Annotated in this window: 20 protein-coding genes; 8 read left to right on the forward strand and 12 right to left on the reverse strand. The window is 74.5% G+C overall.

All coding sequences use genetic code 11. The features are described from left to right. Window positions 1–6 precede the first annotated feature (6 nt). The 8 genes from PH190_RS17270 to PH190_RS17305 are packed head-to-tail and all read right to left on the reverse strand — an operon-like array spanning window position 7 to window position 8,037. Entirely contained in the window at window positions 7–1,407 is a 1,401-nt protein-coding gene (locus tag PH190_RS17270) for an NADH-quinone oxidoreductase subunit N (protein ID WP_274232851.1), read from the reverse strand. Window positions 1,408–1,456: 49 nt separating this feature from the next. Continuing rightward, window positions 1,457–2,962 (reverse strand): complex I subunit 4 family protein, encoded by a 1,506-nt coding sequence (locus tag PH190_RS17275; protein WP_274232764.1) that lies wholly within the window; start codon window positions 2,960–2,962, stop codon window positions 1,457–1,459. A gap of 1 nt (window position 2,963) precedes the next feature. After that, on the reverse strand, window positions 2,964–4,778 hold the full coding sequence (locus tag PH190_RS17280) for a proton-conducting transporter transmembrane domain-containing protein (RefSeq protein WP_274232765.1): 1,815 nt from the start codon (window positions 4,776–4,778) through the stop codon (window positions 2,964–2,966). 2 nt (window positions 4,779–4,780) lie between these two features. Then, window positions 4,781–5,086 carry an NADH-quinone oxidoreductase subunit NuoK gene (locus PH190_RS17285; protein WP_274232766.1) on the reverse strand — a complete coding sequence of 102 codons (306 nt, stop codon included), beginning with the start codon at window positions 5,084–5,086 and terminating at the stop codon, window positions 4,781–4,783. Next, complete coding sequence (locus PH190_RS17290; RefSeq protein WP_420791664.1) at window positions 5,083–5,646, reverse strand: NADH-quinone oxidoreductase subunit J; 564 nt, start codon at window positions 5,644–5,646, stop codon at window positions 5,083–5,085. The genes PH190_RS17285 and PH190_RS17290 overlap by 4 nt, the downstream gene beginning before the upstream one ends. Then, entirely contained in the window at window positions 5,643–6,584 is a 942-nt protein-coding gene (locus PH190_RS17295; protein ID WP_274232768.1) for an NADH-quinone oxidoreductase subunit H, read from the reverse strand. Before PH190_RS17295 ends, PH190_RS17290 begins: the two co-directional genes overlap by 4 nt. After that, window positions 6,581–7,696: a hypothetical protein gene (locus tag PH190_RS17300; protein WP_274232769.1), complete on the reverse strand. Its 1,116-nt coding sequence runs from the start codon at window positions 7,694–7,696 to the stop codon at window positions 6,581–6,583. The genes PH190_RS17295 and PH190_RS17300 overlap by 4 nt, the downstream gene beginning before the upstream one ends. Next, window positions 7,687–8,037 (reverse strand): NADH-quinone oxidoreductase subunit A, encoded by a 351-nt coding sequence (locus tag PH190_RS17305; protein ID WP_274232770.1) that lies wholly within the window; start codon window positions 8,035–8,037, stop codon window positions 7,687–7,689. Before PH190_RS17305 ends, PH190_RS17300 begins: the two co-directional genes overlap by 10 nt. A gap of 262 nt (window positions 8,038–8,299) precedes the next feature. Here PH190_RS17305 and PH190_RS17310 point away from each other — a divergent pair, with 262 nt between their 5' ends. The 4 genes from PH190_RS17310 (at window position 8,300) to PH190_RS17325 (ending at window position 12,372) form a co-directional block, all read left to right on the forward strand. Further along, on the forward strand, window positions 8,300–8,581 hold the full coding sequence (locus PH190_RS17310; protein WP_274232771.1) for a metal-sensitive transcriptional regulator: 282 nt from the start codon (window positions 8,300–8,302) through the stop codon (window positions 8,579–8,581). A 138-nt stretch (window positions 8,582–8,719) separates the two neighbouring features. Continuing rightward, window positions 8,720–8,944 carry a heavy-metal-associated domain-containing protein gene (locus PH190_RS17315; protein ID WP_274232772.1) on the forward strand — a complete coding sequence of 75 codons (225 nt, stop codon included), beginning with the start codon at window positions 8,720–8,722 and terminating at the stop codon, window positions 8,942–8,944. A gap of 119 nt (window positions 8,945–9,063) precedes the next feature. Then, entirely contained in the window at window positions 9,064–10,014 is a 951-nt protein-coding gene (locus PH190_RS17320; RefSeq protein ID WP_420791665.1) for a hypothetical protein, read from the forward strand. Window positions 10,015–10,086: 72 nt separating this feature from the next. Continuing rightward, window positions 10,087–12,372 (forward strand): heavy metal translocating P-type ATPase, encoded by a 2,286-nt coding sequence (locus PH190_RS17325; protein ID WP_420791666.1) that lies wholly within the window; start codon window positions 10,087–10,089, stop codon window positions 12,370–12,372. Between the two features lie 146 nt (window positions 12,373–12,518). On the opposite strand, the gene PH190_RS17330 is transcribed toward PH190_RS17325, so the two are convergent. Together PH190_RS17330 and PH190_RS17335 are read right to left on the reverse strand one after the other, a co-directional pair. Then, the gene (locus PH190_RS17330) at window positions 12,519–13,175 is read right to left on the reverse strand and encodes a DUF305 domain-containing protein (RefSeq protein WP_274232775.1); all 657 of its coding nucleotides are present in this window, start codon (window positions 13,173–13,175) and stop codon (window positions 12,519–12,521) included. 119 nt (window positions 13,176–13,294) lie between these two features. Beyond that, the gene (locus tag PH190_RS17335; RefSeq protein WP_274232776.1) at window positions 13,295–13,855 is read right to left on the reverse strand and encodes a DUF6153 family protein; all 561 of its coding nucleotides are present in this window, start codon (window positions 13,853–13,855) and stop codon (window positions 13,295–13,297) included. Window positions 13,856–14,049: 194 nt separating this feature from the next. On the opposite strand from PH190_RS17335, the gene PH190_RS17340 reads away from it, so the two are divergent. Continuing rightward, complete coding sequence (locus tag PH190_RS17340) at window positions 14,050–14,418, forward strand: ArsR/SmtB family transcription factor (protein ID WP_274232777.1); 369 nt, start codon at window positions 14,050–14,052, stop codon at window positions 14,416–14,418. Further along, entirely contained in the window at window positions 14,415–14,888 is a 474-nt protein-coding gene (locus PH190_RS17345; protein ID WP_274232778.1) for an SRPBCC family protein, read from the forward strand. Before PH190_RS17340 ends, PH190_RS17345 begins: the two co-directional genes overlap by 4 nt. Window positions 14,889–14,972: 84 nt before the next feature. Here PH190_RS17345 and PH190_RS17350 read toward each other — a convergent pair whose 3' ends face one another. Then, entirely contained in the window at window positions 14,973–15,716 is a 744-nt protein-coding gene (locus tag PH190_RS17350; protein ID WP_274232852.1) for a MerR family transcriptional regulator, read from the reverse strand. Window positions 15,717–15,853: 137 nt separating this feature from the next. Here PH190_RS17350 and PH190_RS17355 point away from each other — a divergent pair, with 137 nt between their 5' ends. Further along, window positions 15,854–16,306, forward strand: a complete 453-nt coding sequence (locus PH190_RS17355) for a hypothetical protein (RefSeq protein WP_274232779.1) — start codon at window positions 15,854–15,856, stop codon at window positions 16,304–16,306. 14 nt (window positions 16,307–16,320) lie between these two features. On the opposite strand, the gene PH190_RS17360 is transcribed toward PH190_RS17355, so the two are convergent. Further along, window positions 16,321–17,655 carry a PP2C family protein-serine/threonine phosphatase gene (locus PH190_RS17360; RefSeq protein ID WP_274232780.1) on the reverse strand — a complete coding sequence of 445 codons (1,335 nt, stop codon included), beginning with the start codon at window positions 17,653–17,655 and terminating at the stop codon, window positions 16,321–16,323. Between the two features lie 407 nt (window positions 17,656–18,062). Between PH190_RS17360 and PH190_RS17365 the strand changes: the two genes are divergently transcribed. After that, a complete protein-coding gene (locus PH190_RS17365) occupies window positions 18,063–18,851 on the forward strand; it encodes an ANTAR domain-containing protein (RefSeq protein ID WP_274232781.1) in 789 nt (262 codons plus the stop codon). Window positions 18,852–18,916: the final 65 nt, after the last annotated feature.

Here is an 18,916-nt window from a genome sequence, read left to right on the forward strand (position 1 = left end):
TCGGTGTCACGACGCGACGAAGACGGGCAGGACCAGGCCGGCGGCGATGCCGAGGACCAGGGAGAGAAGGGCGGCGGTGACGGCGCCGTGGCGTGCGGTCCGGGACTCACGGATCCCGTCCGCGGACCCTGATGGCTCGTCCCGGAACAGCGGGGCGATCCAGCGCAGGTAGTAGAAGAGCGAGGCGACGGTGTTGATCGCGGCGAGGACGGCGAGCCAGGCCATCCCGCCGTCGAAGGCCGCGGCGAAGGCGGTGAGCTTGCCGACGAAGACGGCCGTGGGCGGTGTCCCGACCAGGCCGAGCAGGCTCACGACGAGGGCGCTCGCGAGCAGGGGACGACGTCGGCCGAGCCCCCGGAACTCCTCGATGGTGCGCGCGGGGTGGGCCGCGACCACGGCGAAGGCCGCGACGTTCGTGAGCGTGTAGGCGGCGAGGTAGAAGAGCAGGGCGGGCAGCGCCTGCGGGGCACGGGCGCCCACGGCGATGATCATCAGCACGTAGCCGACCTGGGAGACCGTGGAGTAGGCGAGCAGCCGCAGGACGGACGTCTGGGCGAACGCGGCGAGGTTGCCCAGGGTCATGCTGAGCGCTGCCAGCACCGCGACCAGCAACGGCCAGGGGACGATCTGGTCCGGGACGGCCAGGAGGAGCCGCCACATCGCGGCCAGCGCGCCGACCTTGGGAATGGTCGTCAGGACGGCGGCGACAGCCGGCGGCGTGCCGTCGGTGACGTCGGGGACCCAGAAGTGCGCGGGGACGGCGCCGGCCTTGAAGGCCAGGCCGGCCAGCACCGCGACGAGTCCGACGGCCGCCGGCCCGGCCGCTCCCGTCGCGAGTCCGCCGGGCAGGGCCTCGTAGCCGGTCGTCCCGCCGGCTCCGTACAGCAGGGTGGTGCCGGCGAGCATCGTGACTCCGGCGAAGGCACCGGAGAGGTAGTACTTCAACGCGGCCTCGGTCGTCGCGCCCGACTTGGCCCACCCGGTCAGGGCGTAGAGCGGGACGCTCGCGAGAAGGAACGCGGCGAACAGCAGCAGGAGATCGCAGGCACCGGCCATCAGCACCGCTCCGAGACCGCCGAGCAGGACGAGCGCGGTGAACTCGCTCTCGCGCGGGTGCGCGGCGACGGCGTCGCGGGACCACCAGAGGATCAGGGCGACCGCGACCAGGACGATCGCGCGCACCGCATGGGTGGTCGTGTCGAGGACGTAGGTGTCGAAGGTGGTGCTGGGCGGCCTCGTCGCGGCGACGACCGTCGCGACCACGCCGACGCCCACGGCGAGCAGGGCGAGGACGCGCACCCGCCCCTGCCGGCGGCGTGGTGTCCATGCCCCGACGAGGACGGCGAGCACCGCGCCTCCGAGCAGCGCGAGCTCGGGGACCAGCGTCGTGGGGTCCTCGGTCATCATCACCACGGCGGCTCCCCCCGACGGGGCACTGACGCCTCCGACACGTCCCTCATCGGGACACCAGCTCGTTGACCACCCGCGCCGCGGGCTCGATCAGGTCGAGGAGGAAGCGCGGCACCACGCCGATCAGGGTGGCCAGCAGGAGCAGCGGGACGACGGCCCCGAGCTCCCGGGCCCGCAGGTCGGGGAAGGGACGTGGCGTGCCCGGCGCGTCGGGGAAGCGCAGCTCGCCGAGCAACATCCGGGAGAGCGCGAGCAGGAACAGCCCGGCGGTGACGAGGATGCCGACGACGGCGATCGCGGTCGCCACGGGTGCCGCGCCCAGCGCGCCGGTGAAGATCTGGAACTCGGCGATGAACCCGGAGAAGCCGGGGAGCCCGAGCGAGGCGAAGGCGGCCACCGCGAACAGGCCGGCGAACCGCGGCGTGCGCGCCGCCAGGCCGCCGTAGGCGCTCATGTCGTAGGTGCGGCCGCGGTCGTGCAGCGCGCCGGCGAGCAGGAACAGGGCGCCGGTGATGAGGCCGTGCGACACCATCTGGGTGACCGCGCCGGTCGTCGCGAGCTGCCGGGCCTGGGCGTCGCTCCCGGCGACCAGGCCGGCGGCGCCGACGCCGAGCAGGACGTAGCCCATGTGGTTCACCGAGGTGTAGGCGATCATGCGCTTCAGGTCGGTCTGGGCGAGCGCGACCATCGCGCCGTAGATCACCGACACGACGCCGAGCACCACGACGACACCGGCGAACTGCCGCCACGACGCGGGCAGCAGCGGCATCGCGATGCGGACGAAGCCGTAGGTCCCCATCTTCAGCAGCACGCCGGCCAGCACGGCGGAACCTGCGGCCGGGGCCTCCGTGTGGGCCGGCGGCAGCCAGGTGTGGAACGGGACGAGCGGGGTCTTCACCGCCAGCCCGACACCGATCGCGAGCAGGGCGGCGCCGGCCACGGGGCCTCCGGCCGCGAGCGGGTTCTGCGCGGCGAGGGCGGGGATGTCGAAGGTGTGGGGGGTCGCGGCGAGGTAGATCAGGATGAAGCCGAGGAGAAGCGCCAGCGAGCCCAGGAAGGTGTACAGGAAGAACGTCAGGGCCGCCGAGCGTGCGCGGGCGCCGTGGCCCCAGCCGGCGATGACGAAGTACATGAACACGATCGACAGGTCGAAGAACAGGAAGAACAGGATCAGGTCGAGGGCGACGAAGACACCGACGCTGACGGTCTGCAGGGCCAGGAACAGCAGCACGTACGACTTCGGGCGTCGGTCCTCGCGCAACGACCAGACCGCGGCCGCGGTGAACACGACGACCGTCATCGCCACGAGCGGGAGCGAGAGCCCGTCGACCCCCAGGTGGTACGAGATGCCCGCGCTCGGGATCCAGGCGACCTGCTCGACGAACCCGTAGCCGCCGGCGGGCAGCTGCCGCCACATCACGGCGACGAGGGCGAGCTGCACGAGCCCGGTGGCCACCCACGGCACGGTGTAGCGGCGCGGTCGGCTCGTGGCCGGCAGCGCGGCGAGGGCGAGCGCGACGACGACGGGCAGGAACACGACGACGGAGAGCACGTCAGCTCACCCCGATCAGGATCACGGCGAGGGCGGCCAGCACGCCGAAACCGACGGCGGCCTGGGCGTAGTACTGGTGGAGCTGGCCGGTCTGGGGTCGGCGGGCAGTACGGCCGAGAGCTCGGGCGCCGGCCGCCACACCGTCGACGCCCCGGTCGAGACCCCGCTCGACACGTCGATCGACCACGTCGGCGGCGCGGACCGCGGCGCGGCCCGCTCCGAGCACGACGCGGTGGTGGAACCGGTCGTCGAGGCGGGCGAGGGCGGTGGCGAGCCGGAGGGCCGGCCGGACGGAGACGGCGACGGCGAGCCGCTCGAGGCCCAGCCACGCGCGGAGTGCCGCCGGGGCCGGGAACCGGCCGGCCGCGCGCCACGTCACCCCGACGCCGACGAGAGCGATCGCCCCGGACACGACGAGCTCGAGAACGGTCGGTTCCGGAGCCGGCCGGAGGATGTCCGGGCCGAGGGCGAGCAGCCCCGCCGCCGCTGCCGTCACCGCGAGGGTCACGGCGACGGCGGCCTGGAGCCGCGCCCCGGCGCGCCCGATCGCAGCGTCCTCGGTGGCCGGGGGCGAGGGTCGCCACACGAACCACAGCGCCTTCGTGGCGTAGCCGGCCGAGACGAGGCCGGCGGCCAGACCGACGGCGTAGAGCGCGGGACTGCTCGCCGCCGCGCCCGCGAGGACGGCGTCCTTGCTCACCCAGAGGCCCGTCGGTGGCACGCCGGCCAGGGCCACGGCGCCGACGGTGAAGCTCACGCCGAGGACGGGATGGCGCCGCGCGGCGCCACGCAGATCGTCGAGCTCCCGGCTGCCGACCCGCACCAGCCACGCGCCGGCCACCAGGAACAGCAGGCTCTTGGTCGCGCCGTGCGCGACGGTCTGGAGCACCCCGCCCGGCACGGCGCCGACCCCGGCGGCGAGCACCATGTACCCGATCTGGGCCGAGGTCGAGGCGGCGAGCAGTTGCTTGAGGTCGCTCTGGGCGAGCGCGACGAGACCGAGCAGCAGGGCGGTCGCCACGCCGACCCACGCCACCAGCGGCCCGGCCCAATCGGTCGCGTCCAGCCCGGCAGCTGTCCGCAGGAGCAGATAGGCACCGGCGGCGACCATCGTCGCCGAGTGCAGCAGCGCCGACACCGGGCTCGGGCCGTGCATGGCGCCCGCGAGCCAGAAGCTGAACGGCAGCTGCGCGGACTTGCCGACCGCGGCGACCACGACGCCGGCCACGGCGAGGTCTCGCCAGCCACCGGCCACCACGGGTAGTGCGTCGATCGCGAGTGTCGGGACGCCGCCCGCCAGGATGGCGCCCGCCGCGAGGTAGAGCCCGAGATCGGCCGTGCGCGTGGTGAGGAAGGCCGTCCTCGCGCCGCGGGCCGCCGCCGGGTCGCCGGTGTGGTGGGCGATGAGCGCCCAGCTGGTCGCGCCCATGACCTCCCACGCGGCGAGCAGCGGCGGCAGCGTCGTCGCGGTGACCGTCGCCAGCATCGCGCCGGCGAAGACCAGCACGAGGCCGACGAAGCGGCCCGATCGCAGGGCCGGCTCGCCCGCGGCGAACGCCAGCACCGCGAGGAGCGCGACCGCGACGAGCACGATCATCACCGCCGACAGGTCGTCGACCGCGAAACCGGCGGCGATGCCGTCGAGGAGCGGCACGACACCCACCGGGCGTTGCCGGGCGGCGGCCACCGCCAGCCCGACGGTCGCCGCGGCGATCAGGAGTCCCGCGGGGACGGCGCCGCGCGGAGGACGCACCACGATCAGGGCGATGCCGCCGACGAGGGGGACGGCGAGCAGGGCGACGAGGAGGACGCTCATCGTCAGCCCCGCAGCTCGGCGGCGTCGTCGGTCATGTCGATGCGCTTCGCCCGGTAGATCGCGGTCGTGACCGCGAAGCCGGCCGCCATCTCGATGGCCATCGCCGTGACGACGATGACGATCAGCACCTGGCCCTCCGTGCCGGCGGGGGCCAGGAAGTACCAGAACGCGGCCGCGGCGAGGACGACGCCGTTGAGCAGGAGCTCGAGGCCCATCATCAGCATGACGATGGATTGCTGGGTGAGCGCCCCGAACAGGCCGACGGCGACGAGCGCGGCGGCGACGACGAGGAAGGCCTGGAGGTTCATCGTCCGACACCGCCGCGGTCGCGGTCGTCGGACGCCGGGGCGTCGAGCTCGTCGCCCAGCCGGTCGTACCGGCCCCGGCCGGCGGCCAGGACGACCGTGCCGACGATCGTCGCGAACAGCGTCACGCCCAGGGTCATCATCGTCAGCATCTGGCCGCCCATGAGGCTCTCGCCGAGGGCCATCGTGAGGTCCGCCGCCGGCCGGCCCCCGCGCACCGGCCAGTCCACGAGGAGCGCGCCCCCGGCGAGGGCCACGAAGGTGGTCACGGCGATGACTGCGGCCCCACGGGTGTTGTGGAACATCGACATCGGCATGAGCCCGGCCGGGTTCATCATGTACATGATCATGAAGATGGCCATGACGACCATCTCGATGACCATCATCAGCACGATGACCACGCCGAGGTACTGGAGTCCCGTCATGAGCACCAGTCCGGCGACGGCGAGGAACGAGAGGAGCAGCAGGAACGTCGCGCGCGCCATCGAGTCGACGCGGAACACCAGCGCGCCGGCGACGACGGCGGTCACGGCGAGCACCACGAACAGGGCAGTCGTCATCAGAAGCCTCCTTCGCCGAGCACGACGAGGGTCACGACGAGGGCCTGCGCGATGGTGGCGGGTGTGAGGACCACCAGGGAGAACTCGGTCCAGCGCTCCATGCGGATGGTCGGGATCCGGTGGCGCAGGGCGACGAGTGCCACGAGCACGGCCAGGGTCTTCACCAGCACCCAGGCCCAGGCCGGCAGCCACGGCCCGTGCCCCCCGCCGAGGAACAGCGGCACCGCCATTGCCGCTGCCGCCACCAGCAGGAGCCACCGCCCGGCCACGAAGACGAGCCGGTCGACACCTGCGAGCTCCGCCGCCGCCCCGCCGGCCACGTCTCGTCCGACGGGCGCCGAGAACGGGCCCCAGAACGCCATCGCCGCCACGCTGAGCAGAAAGGCCACGAAGGCCACCGGCATGATCAGGACGAACCACAGGCCCCCCTGGGCGGCGACCACGTCGGTGACGCGGAGGCTCTGCGCCCCGACGGCGGCCGTGATGAGGGCGAACATGTGCGGGAGCTCCCAGGCCAGGCCCTGGGCCACGAACCGGTAGCCGCCGATCAGCGACAGCGTGCTGTTGGAACCCCACCCGACCAGCCACACCGCGGCCCACGCGAAGACCTCCATCGCGTTGAACCAGACGACGCCGGCGCCGAGGTCCGCCACGGGGCGCATGCCGAGCGGGAGGACGGCGGCGGCCAGCAGCGCGGCGATCGGGAGGACGGCGCCACCGACGCCGCGCAGCAGCTCGTCGCCGCCCACGGTGCGCCGGCGTTGACCCACGAGCAGCCGCAGGGCCTCGCGGGCGGGCGTCACCGCGGCCACGGCCCACGGCACGGGGCGACCCGCCGCTCGCCCGGCGGCGAGGACGTCCGCGGCGACGGCCGCCCACGCCACGGCGAGCAGCAGGATCGGCAGGAGGATCGAGAGGCCGAGGGGCGGTGCGGCGCTCACGACGCACCGCCCGGAGCCGTCGGCAGGTCCGGTGCAGGCCGGGGCTGCGGGTCCGCCACGGCGACGACGAGTCTGGCCGCGGCGAACTGAGCGCCGACCAGCCGGGCATCCAGCGTCGCGAGATCGATCCCGACGTGCCCCTCTTCGCCGGTGCCCGCGACCGCGACCCCGGCCGAGGCCAGCACGTCGTCGAGGGCGTCGAGGATCTCGCTGCGTCCGGCCCCGGCCGACCGGAACGTCCACCGCAGCAGTCGAGACCGCCGGACCCGGCGACGCAGGTCGTCGAGCTCCTCGGGGACGTGCGCGGTGTCCGCGCCGGAGAGCAACGCGTCGCGCAGTCCGCGGGCGCGCGCGGCGGGGCCTTCCCAGCCGGCGAGGGCGAGGACGCGCGCCGCGGTGTCGAGCGCTCGGGCGGCGTCGGGCAGGCGCTCCGTGGCTCCCTGTTCGTCGAGGTCGAGGAAGCGCGACCGGGCCTCCTGGATGACGTCGCCCTGGAGGACGACGTCGATGACGAGCCCGCTCGGCCATTCCGGCAGGACCGGTCCGAGGCTCACGTGGAGCTGGTCGAGAGCCAGGCCGTCGCGATCTTCGCCCAGGTCGGCCATGGCCAGCCCTCCGGGGAGCTCCATCCCGCCGCCGTGGTGGTGGTGACCACCGTCGCTCGCCGTGTGCGCGCTGTGATCATCGTGCTCACCCGGCCCGAGCTCGTCGTGCCCGCCGTCGCCGTGGCTCCGACCGCCGGGGGAGGGGTCGGGAGGGCGTGCGCGCGACCCGCTGCGGGATGCGGCCGCCCGTTGTGCGTCGGCATCCGCCAGTCGCCGGACGACCCCGTCGAGGGCCGCGGCGACCTCATCCTCGTCCGCGATCCGGACCAGGGTGCGGGGGGCGGGCACCCCGACCCAGATGTCGTCGACGACGGCGGCGAGCTCTCGGCCCGGTCGTCCCACGACCACCACGAGATCCGCGTCCGCCGGCGCGGACGCGATCGGCCACCGCCGCCGGGCCAGCTCCTGCTCGACGCGTGCCCGCAGCCGGTCGGTGCCCGGGGCGGGAACGACGAGGGCGTGCGGGCAGCCGACGGCCGCACGCAGGAGCGCGCTCCTCAGGTCCATCGCAGTGCTCCCTCACGCCAGGCGTAGAGCACTCCTGCCACGAGGAGAGCCAGGAAGCCGAACATCTCGATGACCGCCGCCGGACCCCTCTGGGCGACGACCAGGGTCCAGGGGTACATGAAGATCATCTCCATGTCGAAGGCCAGGAAGACCATGGTCACGACGTACCAACGGACGTGGAACCTCGAGACGGGGTGCTCGAGCGGCGGCAGCCCACCGGCGTGCGGCACGACGTCGGCCAGTGGGGCCGCCACGACGACGCCCCGCGCGAGCGTGCGCAGGGCGACGGTCAGCAGGACACCGACGCCGAGCACCGCCAGCAGCGGGGTCAGTTCGTCCATCACTCGTGCCTCTCGGATCGTGGTCGGTCGGCCTACCCGGAGTTGTATACCCCCAGGGGGTATCTGTTGCCCAGCAAGGTACGAGGTAGGGGTATCCGGTGCAAGGAGTGGTGGTGTGCTCGACGAGCGGAGGTGTCCTCGGGGATGCCCGTCGAGCTGGGCTGGCCAAGCCCCTGGACCCTCCCGCGGGGGTGGCCCGCTCGTGCCGGGTTGACGAGATACCCCCAGGGGGTATGTTGGAGACGTCGAGAGGAGCCGAGCGATGAACGGCTACGCGGGGGAGAAGGACGCCTACGTCAAGCGGCTGCGCCGGATCGAGGGTCAGGTGCGCGGTATCGCGAAGATGGTCGAGGACGACAAGTACTGCATCGACATCCTGACCCAGGTCTCGGCGGCCACCCGGGCACTCGAGAACGTCGCCCTCGGGCTGCTCGACGATCACCTCGGCCACTGCGTGGCCCAGGCCGCTGCCGAGGGCGGTGACGTGGCCGACGAGAAGATCGCCGAAGCCACCGCGGCCATCGCGCGCCTGGTCAAGTCCTGATCCACCCTGCGAGCCCCGACGCGGACACCGCGACATCGGTGGCTCGGTCCTGCCGGTCCTGCCGGCCACCACCGGGAGCCGGCGAGCCCCGAACCGACACGCCGCGTCCGGGCGGCCACCGAGAACGGAGACGACCCCATGAGCCAGACCCGCACCTACACGGTCACCGGCATGACCTGCAGCCACTGCGTGACGTCGGTGCTAGAGGAGGTCGGCGAGGTGCCGGGTGTGACGGGTGTCGACGTCGACCTCGCCGGCGGCCGGGTCGTCGTCACCGCGGAGGCGCCGATCGACGACGACGCGGTCGCGGCCGCCGTGGAGGAGGCCGGCTACCGGCTCGAGAACTCGGGGAGCAGCTCGTGAGCACCGCGAGCCCCGCGGCGACAGCGACCCCGCCGTCGGGAGCCGTCGACGGGGACACCGACGACCGGGCGCAGCCCGAGCGGCTATCCTCGCGGCGCTCACGGTTCGATCGTCCCGTCATCCGGTTGGCCGGGTTCGGCCTCGCCCTGGCGCTGGCCCTCGTCGGCGGTGGCGGGCTCGGCCTCCTGGCCGGACCCGGCCCGACCCCACAGGCCGAGCCGCCGGGTCCGGCGGGCCCCGCGGTGCCGGCCGCGACCAGCACCCCGGCCGGGGGCCCGGACGTGAGCGGCCTCGCCGTGTCCGAGGACGGCTACACCCTCGACGTCCGCGCCACACCGGCACGGGCCGACACACCCGGCGAGCTGGCGTTCCGCATCGTCGGACCGGGCGGTGCCCCGGTCACGGCCTTCACCCCCACGCACGACGAGCCGCTGCACCTGATCGTGGTGCGACGGGACCAATCCGGCTTCCAGCACCTCCATCCGGCGATGGGCCCGGACGGGACCTGGCGGATCACCACCAGCCTGGCGCCGGGGGATCACAGGGTCTTCGCCGACTTCGCTCCCGACGGGCGGACCGAGGCCATGACCCTCGGCCGCGACATCGCGGTGGGCGGCCTCTACAGCCCGACGCCGCTTCCCCCGCCCTCCACCACCGCGACCACCGCGGACGGCTACACGGTGACCTTGACCGGGGCTCTGGTGCCCGGGACGGCGAGCCCGGTGACCCTGTCCGTGTCGCGGAACGGGGCACCGGTCACCGATCTGCAGCCGTACCTCGCCGCGTACGGCCACCTCGTCGCCCTCCGCACCGGTGACCTCGCCTACCTCCACGTCCACCCGACCGGCTCGCCCGGGGACGGGCGTACCCCGGCGGGACCGGCCGTCGAGTTCCTCGCCGAGGTGCCGTCCGCTGGTCCTTATCGGCTCTACCTCGACTTCGCCCACGACGGCGTCGTGCGCACGGCGGAGTTCACGGTCGTGGCCACGGCGGGCGCGGGGACACCGGTGGCCGGTGTCCCCACCACCTCGAGCGGCCACGGCGAGTCGGGTGCACCCCATGGCCACTGACCACGCACCAGCAGCAGTCGTCGGTGGCCTCGACGAGGTCACCGAGGGAGGGCACTCGGGATGAGCACCGCCATGCACGACACCAGCCCGGTCGCGAAGGATGTCGCGACCACCCACGACGTCGAACTCGTGCTCGGCGGCATGACCTGCGCCTCGTGTGCGAACCGCATCGAGCGCAAGCTCAACAAGCTCGACGGCGTCGAGGCGACGGTGAACTTCGCGACGGAGAAGGCGCGCGTCACCCTCACCTCCGAGGTGACCACGAACGACCTGATCGGGGCCGTGGAGGCCGCCGGCTACACGGCGTCCGTCCCGGAGCCCCCGACGAGCGGGGCCGACGGCGATGCCGAGCCCGACGGAGAGCGCGCGGGCGAGGCCGACGGCCTCCGCACCCGGCTCCTCGTGTCGCTCGTCCTGTCCGTCCCCGTGGTCGCCCTGGCGATGGTGTCGGCGCTGCAGTTCACCTACTGGCAGTGGGCGTCGCTCGCGCTGGCGGCTCCGGTGGTGGTCTGGGGCGCGCTGCCGTTCCACCGGGCCGCCTGGGCCAACCTGCGCCACGGCACCGCGACCATGGACACCCTCATCTCGCTCGGCACCCTCGCCGCCCTCGGCTGGTCGCTCTACGCCCTCTTCCTGGGCACGGCCGGCGTGCCGGGGATGACGCATCCCTTCGAGCTGTCCATCGCGCCGACCGACGGCGCGGGCAACATCTACCTCGAGGTCGCGGCCGGGGTCACGACGTTCATCCTGGCCGGCCGCTGGTTCGAGGCCCGCGCCAAGCGCCGCGCCGGGTCGGCGCTGCGGGCACTGCTCGAGCTCGGTGCGAAGGACGTCGCCGTCCTGCGTGACGGTGTCGAGCACCGCATCCCGGTCGACCAGCTCGCCGTCGGCGATCGCTTCGTCGTGCGCCCGGGCGAGAAGATCGCCACCGACGGCGAGGTCGAGGACGGCAGCTCCGCCGTCGACGCCTCCATGGTCACCGGCGAGTCGGTGCCGGTCGAGGTCGCAGCGGGCGACAGCGTCACCGGCGCGACCGTCAACGCCGGCGGCCGCCTCGTCGTCAGGGCGACCCGGGTCGGCGCGGACACCCAGCTGGCGCAGATGGCGCGCCTGGTCGAGGACGCCCAGACCGGCAAGGCCGCTGTCCAGCGCCTGGCCGACCGCGTGTCCGGTGTCTTCGTCCCCGTCGTCATCCTGCTCGCCGCCGCCACCCTCGGCTTCTGGCTCGCCGCCGGCGTCGGTGCGGCGGGCGCGTTCACCGCGGCGGTCGCGGTCCTGATCATCGCGTGCCCCTGCGCGCTGGGATTGGCCACGCCGATGGCGTTGATGGTCGGCACCGGGCGAGGGGCAGCGATGGGCATCCTCATCAAGGGTCCGGAGGTGCTCGAGTCGACCCGCCGTGTCGACACGGTCGTCCTGGACAAGACCGGCACCATCACCGAGGGCCGCATGTCCGTGGTCGACGTCGTCCCGGCGTCCGGCGAGGACGCCGACGAGGTCCTCCGTCTCGCCGGCGCGCTGGAGGACGCTTCCGAGCACCCCATCGCCCGAGCGATCGCGTCCGCCGCGCGAGAGCGATCGGGACGACTCCCGGCCGTCGAGGGATTCGGCAGCGACGAGGGCCTGGGTGTGCACGGCTCCGTCGAGGGTGCCGCCGTCCTCGTGGGCCGGCCGCGCCTCCTGCAGGACTGGTCGGTGGCCACCTCGAACGACCTCACGACCGCGAAGCTCCAGGCCGAGGAACGCGGACACACCGTGGTGGCGGTGGCGTGGGACGGCGCGGCGCGCGGCCTCCTGGTCGTCGCCGACACCGTGAAGGACACCAGCGCCGAGGCCGTGCGAGGCCTGCGAGGACTCGGGCTCACCCCGGTCCTGCTCACCGGCGACGCCGAACCAGCCGCCCGCGCGGTCGCCGCGGACGTCGGCATCGAGCCCGACCGGGTCATCGCCGAGGTGATGCCCGCCGACAAGGACGACGTCATCGGGCGCCTCCAGGCCGAGGGCAAGGTCGTCGCCATGATCGGGGACGGCGTCAACGACGCCGCTGCCCTCGCCCGCGCCGACCTGGGTCTCTCCGTGGGAACCGGCACCGACGTCGCGATCGAGGCCAGCGACCTCACCCTGGTGCGCGGCGACCTGCGCGCCGCGGTCGACGCCATCCGGCTCTCCCGTCGCACGCTGTCGACCATCAAGGGCAACCTGTTCTGGGCCTTCGCCTACAACGTCGCGGCCCTGCCCCTGGCCGCCGCCGGCCTGCTCAACCCCATGCTGGCCGGAGCGGCCATGGCGTTCTCCTCGGTCTTCGTCGTGGCGAACAGCCTGCGCCTGCGTCGATTCCGCACCCGCGCGACGTCCTGACACGGTGACCGGGGGGCGCCGGGTGCTGAGGGGCAGCGCCGCATGCCCGCGGGGGCTTCGTGGAACCGGTCCCGGGGACGGACGCGGCCCGAGCCGGCCCGCGGGGGGAGCGGGCGGGCGGGGGCGGTGCGTCCGTCCCCGGTCGGTCAGACCCTGCTGAGCAGGGCCTGCATCTCGGTGATCTCCCGCTGCTGGTCGGCCACGATCGTGCCGGCGAGCTCCTCGGCCTGGGGGTTGAGACCCTGGGCCTGCTCGGTCTGGGCCATCTGCACGGCACCGGTGTGGTGCCCGATCATCATCTGCAGGAACATCCGGTCGAAGGCAGCGCCGGACTGTGTCGAGAGCTGCTGCATCTGCTCCTGGGACATCATGCCCTGCATGGGCATGCCACCCATCGGCATGCCGGGCATCCCGTGACCCGGCATGCCGGGCATCGCGGTGGAGCCGGGCTGCGGGCGAGGCGCGCCCCAGGCGTCGAGCATCCGGTTCATCTGCTCGATCTCCGGACCCTGCTTCTGGGCGATGCGGGCAGCCAGGTCCTTGACCTCCGGCGACGAAGCGCGGTCGGAGGCCTGCGACGACATGGTGATGGCCTGCTGGTGGTGGGGGATCATGCCCTGGGCGAACAGCACGTCCGCCTGGTTGTGCTCGGGCGAGATCGGGGCGGCCGCCGAGGGCGGCGTGGCCGCCGAGGACGGGGCCGGGGCGGCCGCGGGTGGCGCGGATCCGGAGTCGGAACATCCCGCGGCCACGAGGGCGGCGGTGGCGGCGGCGATGACGCCGCCGACGAGACGGGCACGCACGAGGAGGTCTCCTTCGGCTGGGCACCGGCCGGTGCGCGAGGGGCCGGTGCTGGTGGCAGGTCGCGGCGCCGCTGCGCGGGTCACGTCCGGGACGTGGCTCGCGCAGACGGAGGGCCGGCCTACAGCCGGAGGACCTGGAGCTCCGCCAGTCTCGAGGAGGCGGGAGGGGTCCGCGGCGCGGTCGCCGAGGCGCCGCCCTCCGTGCCGACGTCCGGGACAGGCGGCCGCCACCACAGCGCGACGAGGACGAGCACCAGCAGGAAGACCGCGGCGCCCACGAGCGCGGCGAGGCACATGTGCAGCAGGGAGCCGGCGTGGTCGTGGCCGCCCTCGCCCGGGTGGTGGTGCAGGAGCGCCGTGCTGCTCGGTGCGGACACGCCGTTCGGCACGTCGGGCCGGGCCCCGCGCTGATCGACGCTGCCGGCGTGCGTCGTGGCGTCGACGTCGTGGTGGTGCTCGTGACCAGAGGGCGCGGCGTGATCGGCGATCGAGGGGGCCGGCGGCGGGGAGGAGTCGACGTCCGGTGTCGCGTGCTGGTGGGCCCCGACGACGTGGTGCATGAGCACCAGCCCGAGCGCGACCAGCAGGACGGCGAGGCGTCCGCACCAGCTCGCGGGCAGGAGGGTCGCCGACACCGCGCCACCCGCGCGACGCCGCGAGCTCCCGTGCCAGCGGACCACGGCGACGACGGTACCGACGTCACGCCATCGAGCGCGCGGGCCCGCCCCACCGCTCGCCGGCGGGGACGTCCGCGCCCGTCCACGCTCCGGACGGCGATGGCGAGCGACCGCCGTCCACGGTGCGAGGTCACGGCGCCCCGGCTCCACCGGACAGGCCTTCCGCCGCGCCTTCGGTCGGCCTAGACTTACCGTTCGTGTCAGCTTACCGAGACGCCGGGCTGGGGTTGCTGGGCGACCCGATGCGCCGTGCGATCTTCGAGATGCTGGCGCGTCGGCCCAGCTCGGTCGGTGAGCTCGCCGCCGAGCTCCCGATCAGCCGGCCGGCGGTGTCCCAGCACCTCAAGGCGCTCAAGGTCGGCGGCCTGGTCGTCGCCCACGCCGAGGGCACGCGGCGCATCTACCGCCTCGACCCGCGGGGCGTGGCCGCGCTGCGGACCTGGCTCGACGGCGTGTGGGAGCACGCCCTGGCCGACTTCCACAAGTTCGCCGAGAAGACCGTCGCCGACGAGACCGCCGGCACCGACCACCCCGACACCGACCACTCCACCAGGGGGCAGCCATGACTTCGCCGATCCCGTCGATCGAGGGCAAGACCACCGTCAACGTCGGCCGCGACCGCGCGTTCGAGCTGTTCACCGGCCACTTCGGCGCCTGGTGGCCCCGGCGGTACCACATCGGTGCGGCCGAGGTCGCCGACGTGGTCCTGGAGCCGCGGGAGGGCGGTCGCTGGTTCGAGCGCGGCGTGGACGGCAGCGAGTGCGACTGGGGTCGCGTGCTCACCTGGGAGCCCCCGGAGCGGATCGTGTTCACCTGGCAGATCGGCGGGGACTGGCAGTTCGATCCCGACCCCGCGCACGCCAGCGAGATCGAGGTCCGCTTCCACGCCGACGGCCCCGAGCAGACCACCATCGAGGTCGAGCAGCGCCACTTCGAGCGTCTCGTCGGCGGCGAGGGTGTCTACGGCGCGATCGAGCACGGCGGCGGCGGGTGGGTCGCGCTGCTCGCGGCGTACAGCCAGATGGTGGAGCCGTGACCGCACCGCCGGGGCGCTCCCGTCGGGATCGATCGGGACGGGATGGTCCCCGCGCAGTGAGGACCGCCGCCGGGACGTCGCCGGTCAGGCCGCCGGCTCGCCGAACAGCTCGTGGACCAGGACCCGGGCCTCGTCGGGTGCGCGAACCTCGAGGCGGACCGGCGGGCCGAGGTGCAGGGCCAGGTCGAGGAAGGGGCAGCACCGCGCCTCGGCCGCGGCCAGCTCCGCCAGCTCGCCGAGCGCGACCCGGTCGGTGTCGACGGTGAGTCGCACGCCCCCGGGGATCGCGACGCGCTCGACGACGGCGCCGAGGACGGTCCGCCAGTGCGCGGCCCGGTCCTCGCGGTCGGCGGCGTCGAGGCTGCACGCGATCACCTCGGTGCCGGGCCCGGCGACCGGGAGCGCGGGCGGCGTCGGGCCGACGACCGCCCCGGTCTGACCGAGACGCGTGCACGACGGCCCGCACGGTCCCTGCCGGTCCAGCACCTCGAGCTGGGCGCGGGCGCGGACGAGGTGATCGGCGAACGCGGTCAGCTCCAGGCCCCGCTCGCGGGTCTCCGCGAGGTGCCGCTCGACCAGCGGCACCAACTCGTGGCGGACGTCCGGGCACGCGCCGTGCTGCCACGGCGCGAGCAGCCGGCGGATCTCGGGCAACGTCAGGCCGAGGCCCTTGGCCGTGGCGATGAACGCGAGCCGGTCGACGGCCCCCTCGTCGTAGAGCCGGTAGCCCGACGGCGAGCGGCGCGCCGGCAGCAGGCCCTCCCGCCCGTAGAAGCGCACCGTCGACGCCGGCACACCTGACCGGCCCGCCAGCTCCGAGACCGTCATGCCGTCCACGACGTCGACGCTAAGCCTGCGAGCCGGGTGACAGGTCAAGCACGGATCGGGTCGCCGCCGTCGCCGGGGCGCGGGCACCGGCGACGACCTGTGGACGGGCGCGGGCGCCGCACGGCAGGCTGCGCGCCATGGGCAGTGACGACGCCGTGGTCGGCAGCACCGGGACGGCCGGCAGCGTCGCCGTCGCGGGCAGCGCGGACACCGTCGACAGCGTGGCCGTCGTGGGCAGCGTCGGCACACGCGGCAGCGTGGGCGTCGCCCGCAGCGCGGCGACCGCGGGCAGCGTCGCCGTGGCCGGCAGCGTCGCCACCGCCGGGAGCGTCGCGGTGGCGGGCAGCGTGGCGACGGCGGGGAGCGCGGCGGTCGCCGGCAGCGCGGCGACGGCCGGCAGCGTGGGTGTCGTGGCCAGCGCGGTCACGGCCTTCGGCGTCGCCCTGCGGCGCTGCGTCGCCACGCTGGCGTGCGTGGACTGCGTGCGCTGCGTCGGGTGCATCGCCTGCGTCGACTGCGTGGACTGCGTGGGCTGCATCGGGTGCGTCGGGCTGCGCGGCGCGGTCGGGCAGCGCGGCGTCCGGGCCTGAGCCGGCCCGGCCCGTCAGCCGAGCCGCAGCGCCATCGCCACGACGTCGTCGCCGCTGCTGCGGGGCAGCTCCGCCATGACCGTGTCCACCACGGCGTCCGGTGCGATGGCGCCGAGGTCGGCGAGGCGGGCCCGGAGGGTCTCGGTCCGCTCGTCGGCGTCGGTGCCGCGGCCCTCGACGAGCCCGTCGCTGTGGAGGAAGAGCAGGCTGCCGGCGGGCAGGACGAGCTCCTGGTCGCGTCGGGGGCCGATGAGCCCGCGGGGGAGGCCGAACAGTCGGCCGTGGCCCTCGAGGAGCTCGGCCCGCCCGTCGGGGGTGACGACGAGCGGTGGCGGGTGCCCGGCGTTCACCCAGCTCATGGCCCACTGCCCGTCCGGGCGGCGGCGCAGCCGGGCGACGACCGTCGTACCCGCCGCGTCCAGCCCGATGCCGGCGTTGGCCCGCTCGAAGGCCGCGACGATCGCCGAGGGCGGGCCGGCCGCCCGGTCCCACGCGGCCTGGCGCAGCATCGACCGGACCTGCCCCATCGTGATCGCCGCGTCGAGCTCGTGGCCGACGATGTCGCCCACCGACACCACGACGACCGTCTCCTGGTCGCCCGTCGAGTCCTCCGCCGCGCCCACGAGCGGCAGGACGTCGAACCAGTCGCCCCCGACGTACTGCTCCGCGTCGGCCGGGGCGTAGCGGGTGGCGAACTCGAGGCCCGGCACCGCGGGCAGCGTCGTCAGCAGGGCCAGCTGCATCTCCCGCGCGACGGTGACGCTGCGTTCGACCGAGTCGCGCAGCGACGCCTCGAGGGCGTCGCGGCGGGCCCGCTCCTCGTCGGCGTCGCGGCGCGCGAGGCGCAGCCGCAGCTCGGTCGCGCAGCCCGCGGCGAGGTCGGCGAGGGCGTCCAGCTCGGTGGACCGCCACCGGCGGGGCCGGACGTCGATGGCGCACAGGGATCCGAGGACGTTCCCGGCGGCGTCGGTCAGCGGCATCCCGGCGTAGGCGACGACGGCGAGGTCGCGGACGGCGAGGTTGTCGCGCACCAGGGGGTGGTCGCGGGAGTCCTCGACGACGAGCGGGGTGCCGGTCAGCACGACGTGCTGGCAGAACGAGTGCGACAGGGGGGTGCGCCGGGTGCTGCGGTACGGCTCGGCGAGCCCGGCCGCGCCGGGGAACACCTGCTCGTCGGGCCGCACGAGCGAGACGAGCGCGACGGGCACGTCGAGCCAGCGCCGCACGCGCTCGGCGTACCACTCCATGTCGGGGTCGGGGCGGGGTCCGAGCCCGGCCTCGGCGAGGGCCGCGAGGCGCCCCGGATCGGCGAGGTCGCCGCAGGTGACGACGTCGTCCACCGCGTGCACCGGCTGTCCTCCGTCCACCGTCGGCGCCCCGTGCCGCCGACCTCCACCACCCCCGGGCCCTCCATCGTCCCCGTCCTGCCCGGTGTTGCACGAGATCCGGTCGGTGCGACCACGGGCACATCCGGCCGGCGGTCGCCCCGCCGCGGGCGGGCGGGGACGGGAGCCGTGTCCCGCGGTGCCGTCCACGGGACCGCCCACTAATATCGCTGCTCCGCGGTCGACCAGCCGGCCGCTTCGTGGATCGGGGCACCGGCCGTCAGGCCGCGCGTGCCGGGTCCGACCGCCGTGGGGCAGACGCCCCTGCCCGTCGCCGGGTGGGGGCGAACGGTCGCGCGCCGGGGACCCGCGGCACGGCGGCGTGGCGGTGCTGCCCCGACTTCTCGGGGCGAGGAGATGGGGGACACCGCGTGCAGCCGGGCCAGGCGGAGCAGCTCGTCGTCGAACTGCGCAGGGCAGCGCAGACCCTGCTCGGGCGGCGGAGCATCCGCGATCTCCAACGGACGCTCTCCGAGATCGTCGCGGCCGCCGTGGAGACGGTGCCCGGGGCGAGCGCCGGCGGGATCTCGGTGAGCGAGGACGGCATCGTCGACTCGCGCAACCCGACGAGCCGCGGGATCTCCGAGCTCGACCGGCTCCAGGGCGAGCTGCAGGAGGGCCCCTGCATCACCGCCCTCGAGAGCCCGGCCGAGGACGGCATCGTCATGGCCGACGACCTCGGCGGTGCCGACGCGGAGCGCTGGCCCCGCTTCGCCCCGGCGGCGGTCGCCGCGGGCTACCGGTCGATGCTCTCCACCCAGCTCGCCACGACCGGCCCGATGCGCGCCGCGCTCAACCTCTACGCGACCGAGCCCCACGTCTTCGACCCCGACGCGCGCCTGACCGCGGGGCTGTTCGCCGTGCAGGCGGCCATGCTCCTGTACGGCAGCGAGCAGGCCGTCCACCTGACGCGTGCGGTCGACAGCCGCGACGTGATCGGTCAGGCCAAGGGCATCCTCATGGAGCGGTTCGGCGTCGACGAGACCGAGGCGTTCCAGATGTTGGTCGAGTCGTCGCAGAGCACGAACCTCAAGCTCGTCGACGTGGCCCGCTGGCTCGTGGCGGAGGCGGGGCGGCGCCGGGGCCGGCGGGCGTCCGGCGACGGCGGCCGCGTCGAGGTCCCGTCCGACGGGCTGGTCCCGCCCGACGCGTCGGTGTAGGTACGAGAACCGTACCAAAAGGTTGTTCGACAGGATCGAACACTGCTAGCGTCCTCGGCGTCGAC

The organism is Actinomycetospora straminea, assembly GCF_028737255.1.
GTDB lineage: Bacteria > Actinomycetota > Actinomycetes > Mycobacteriales > Pseudonocardiaceae > Actinomycetospora > Actinomycetospora straminea.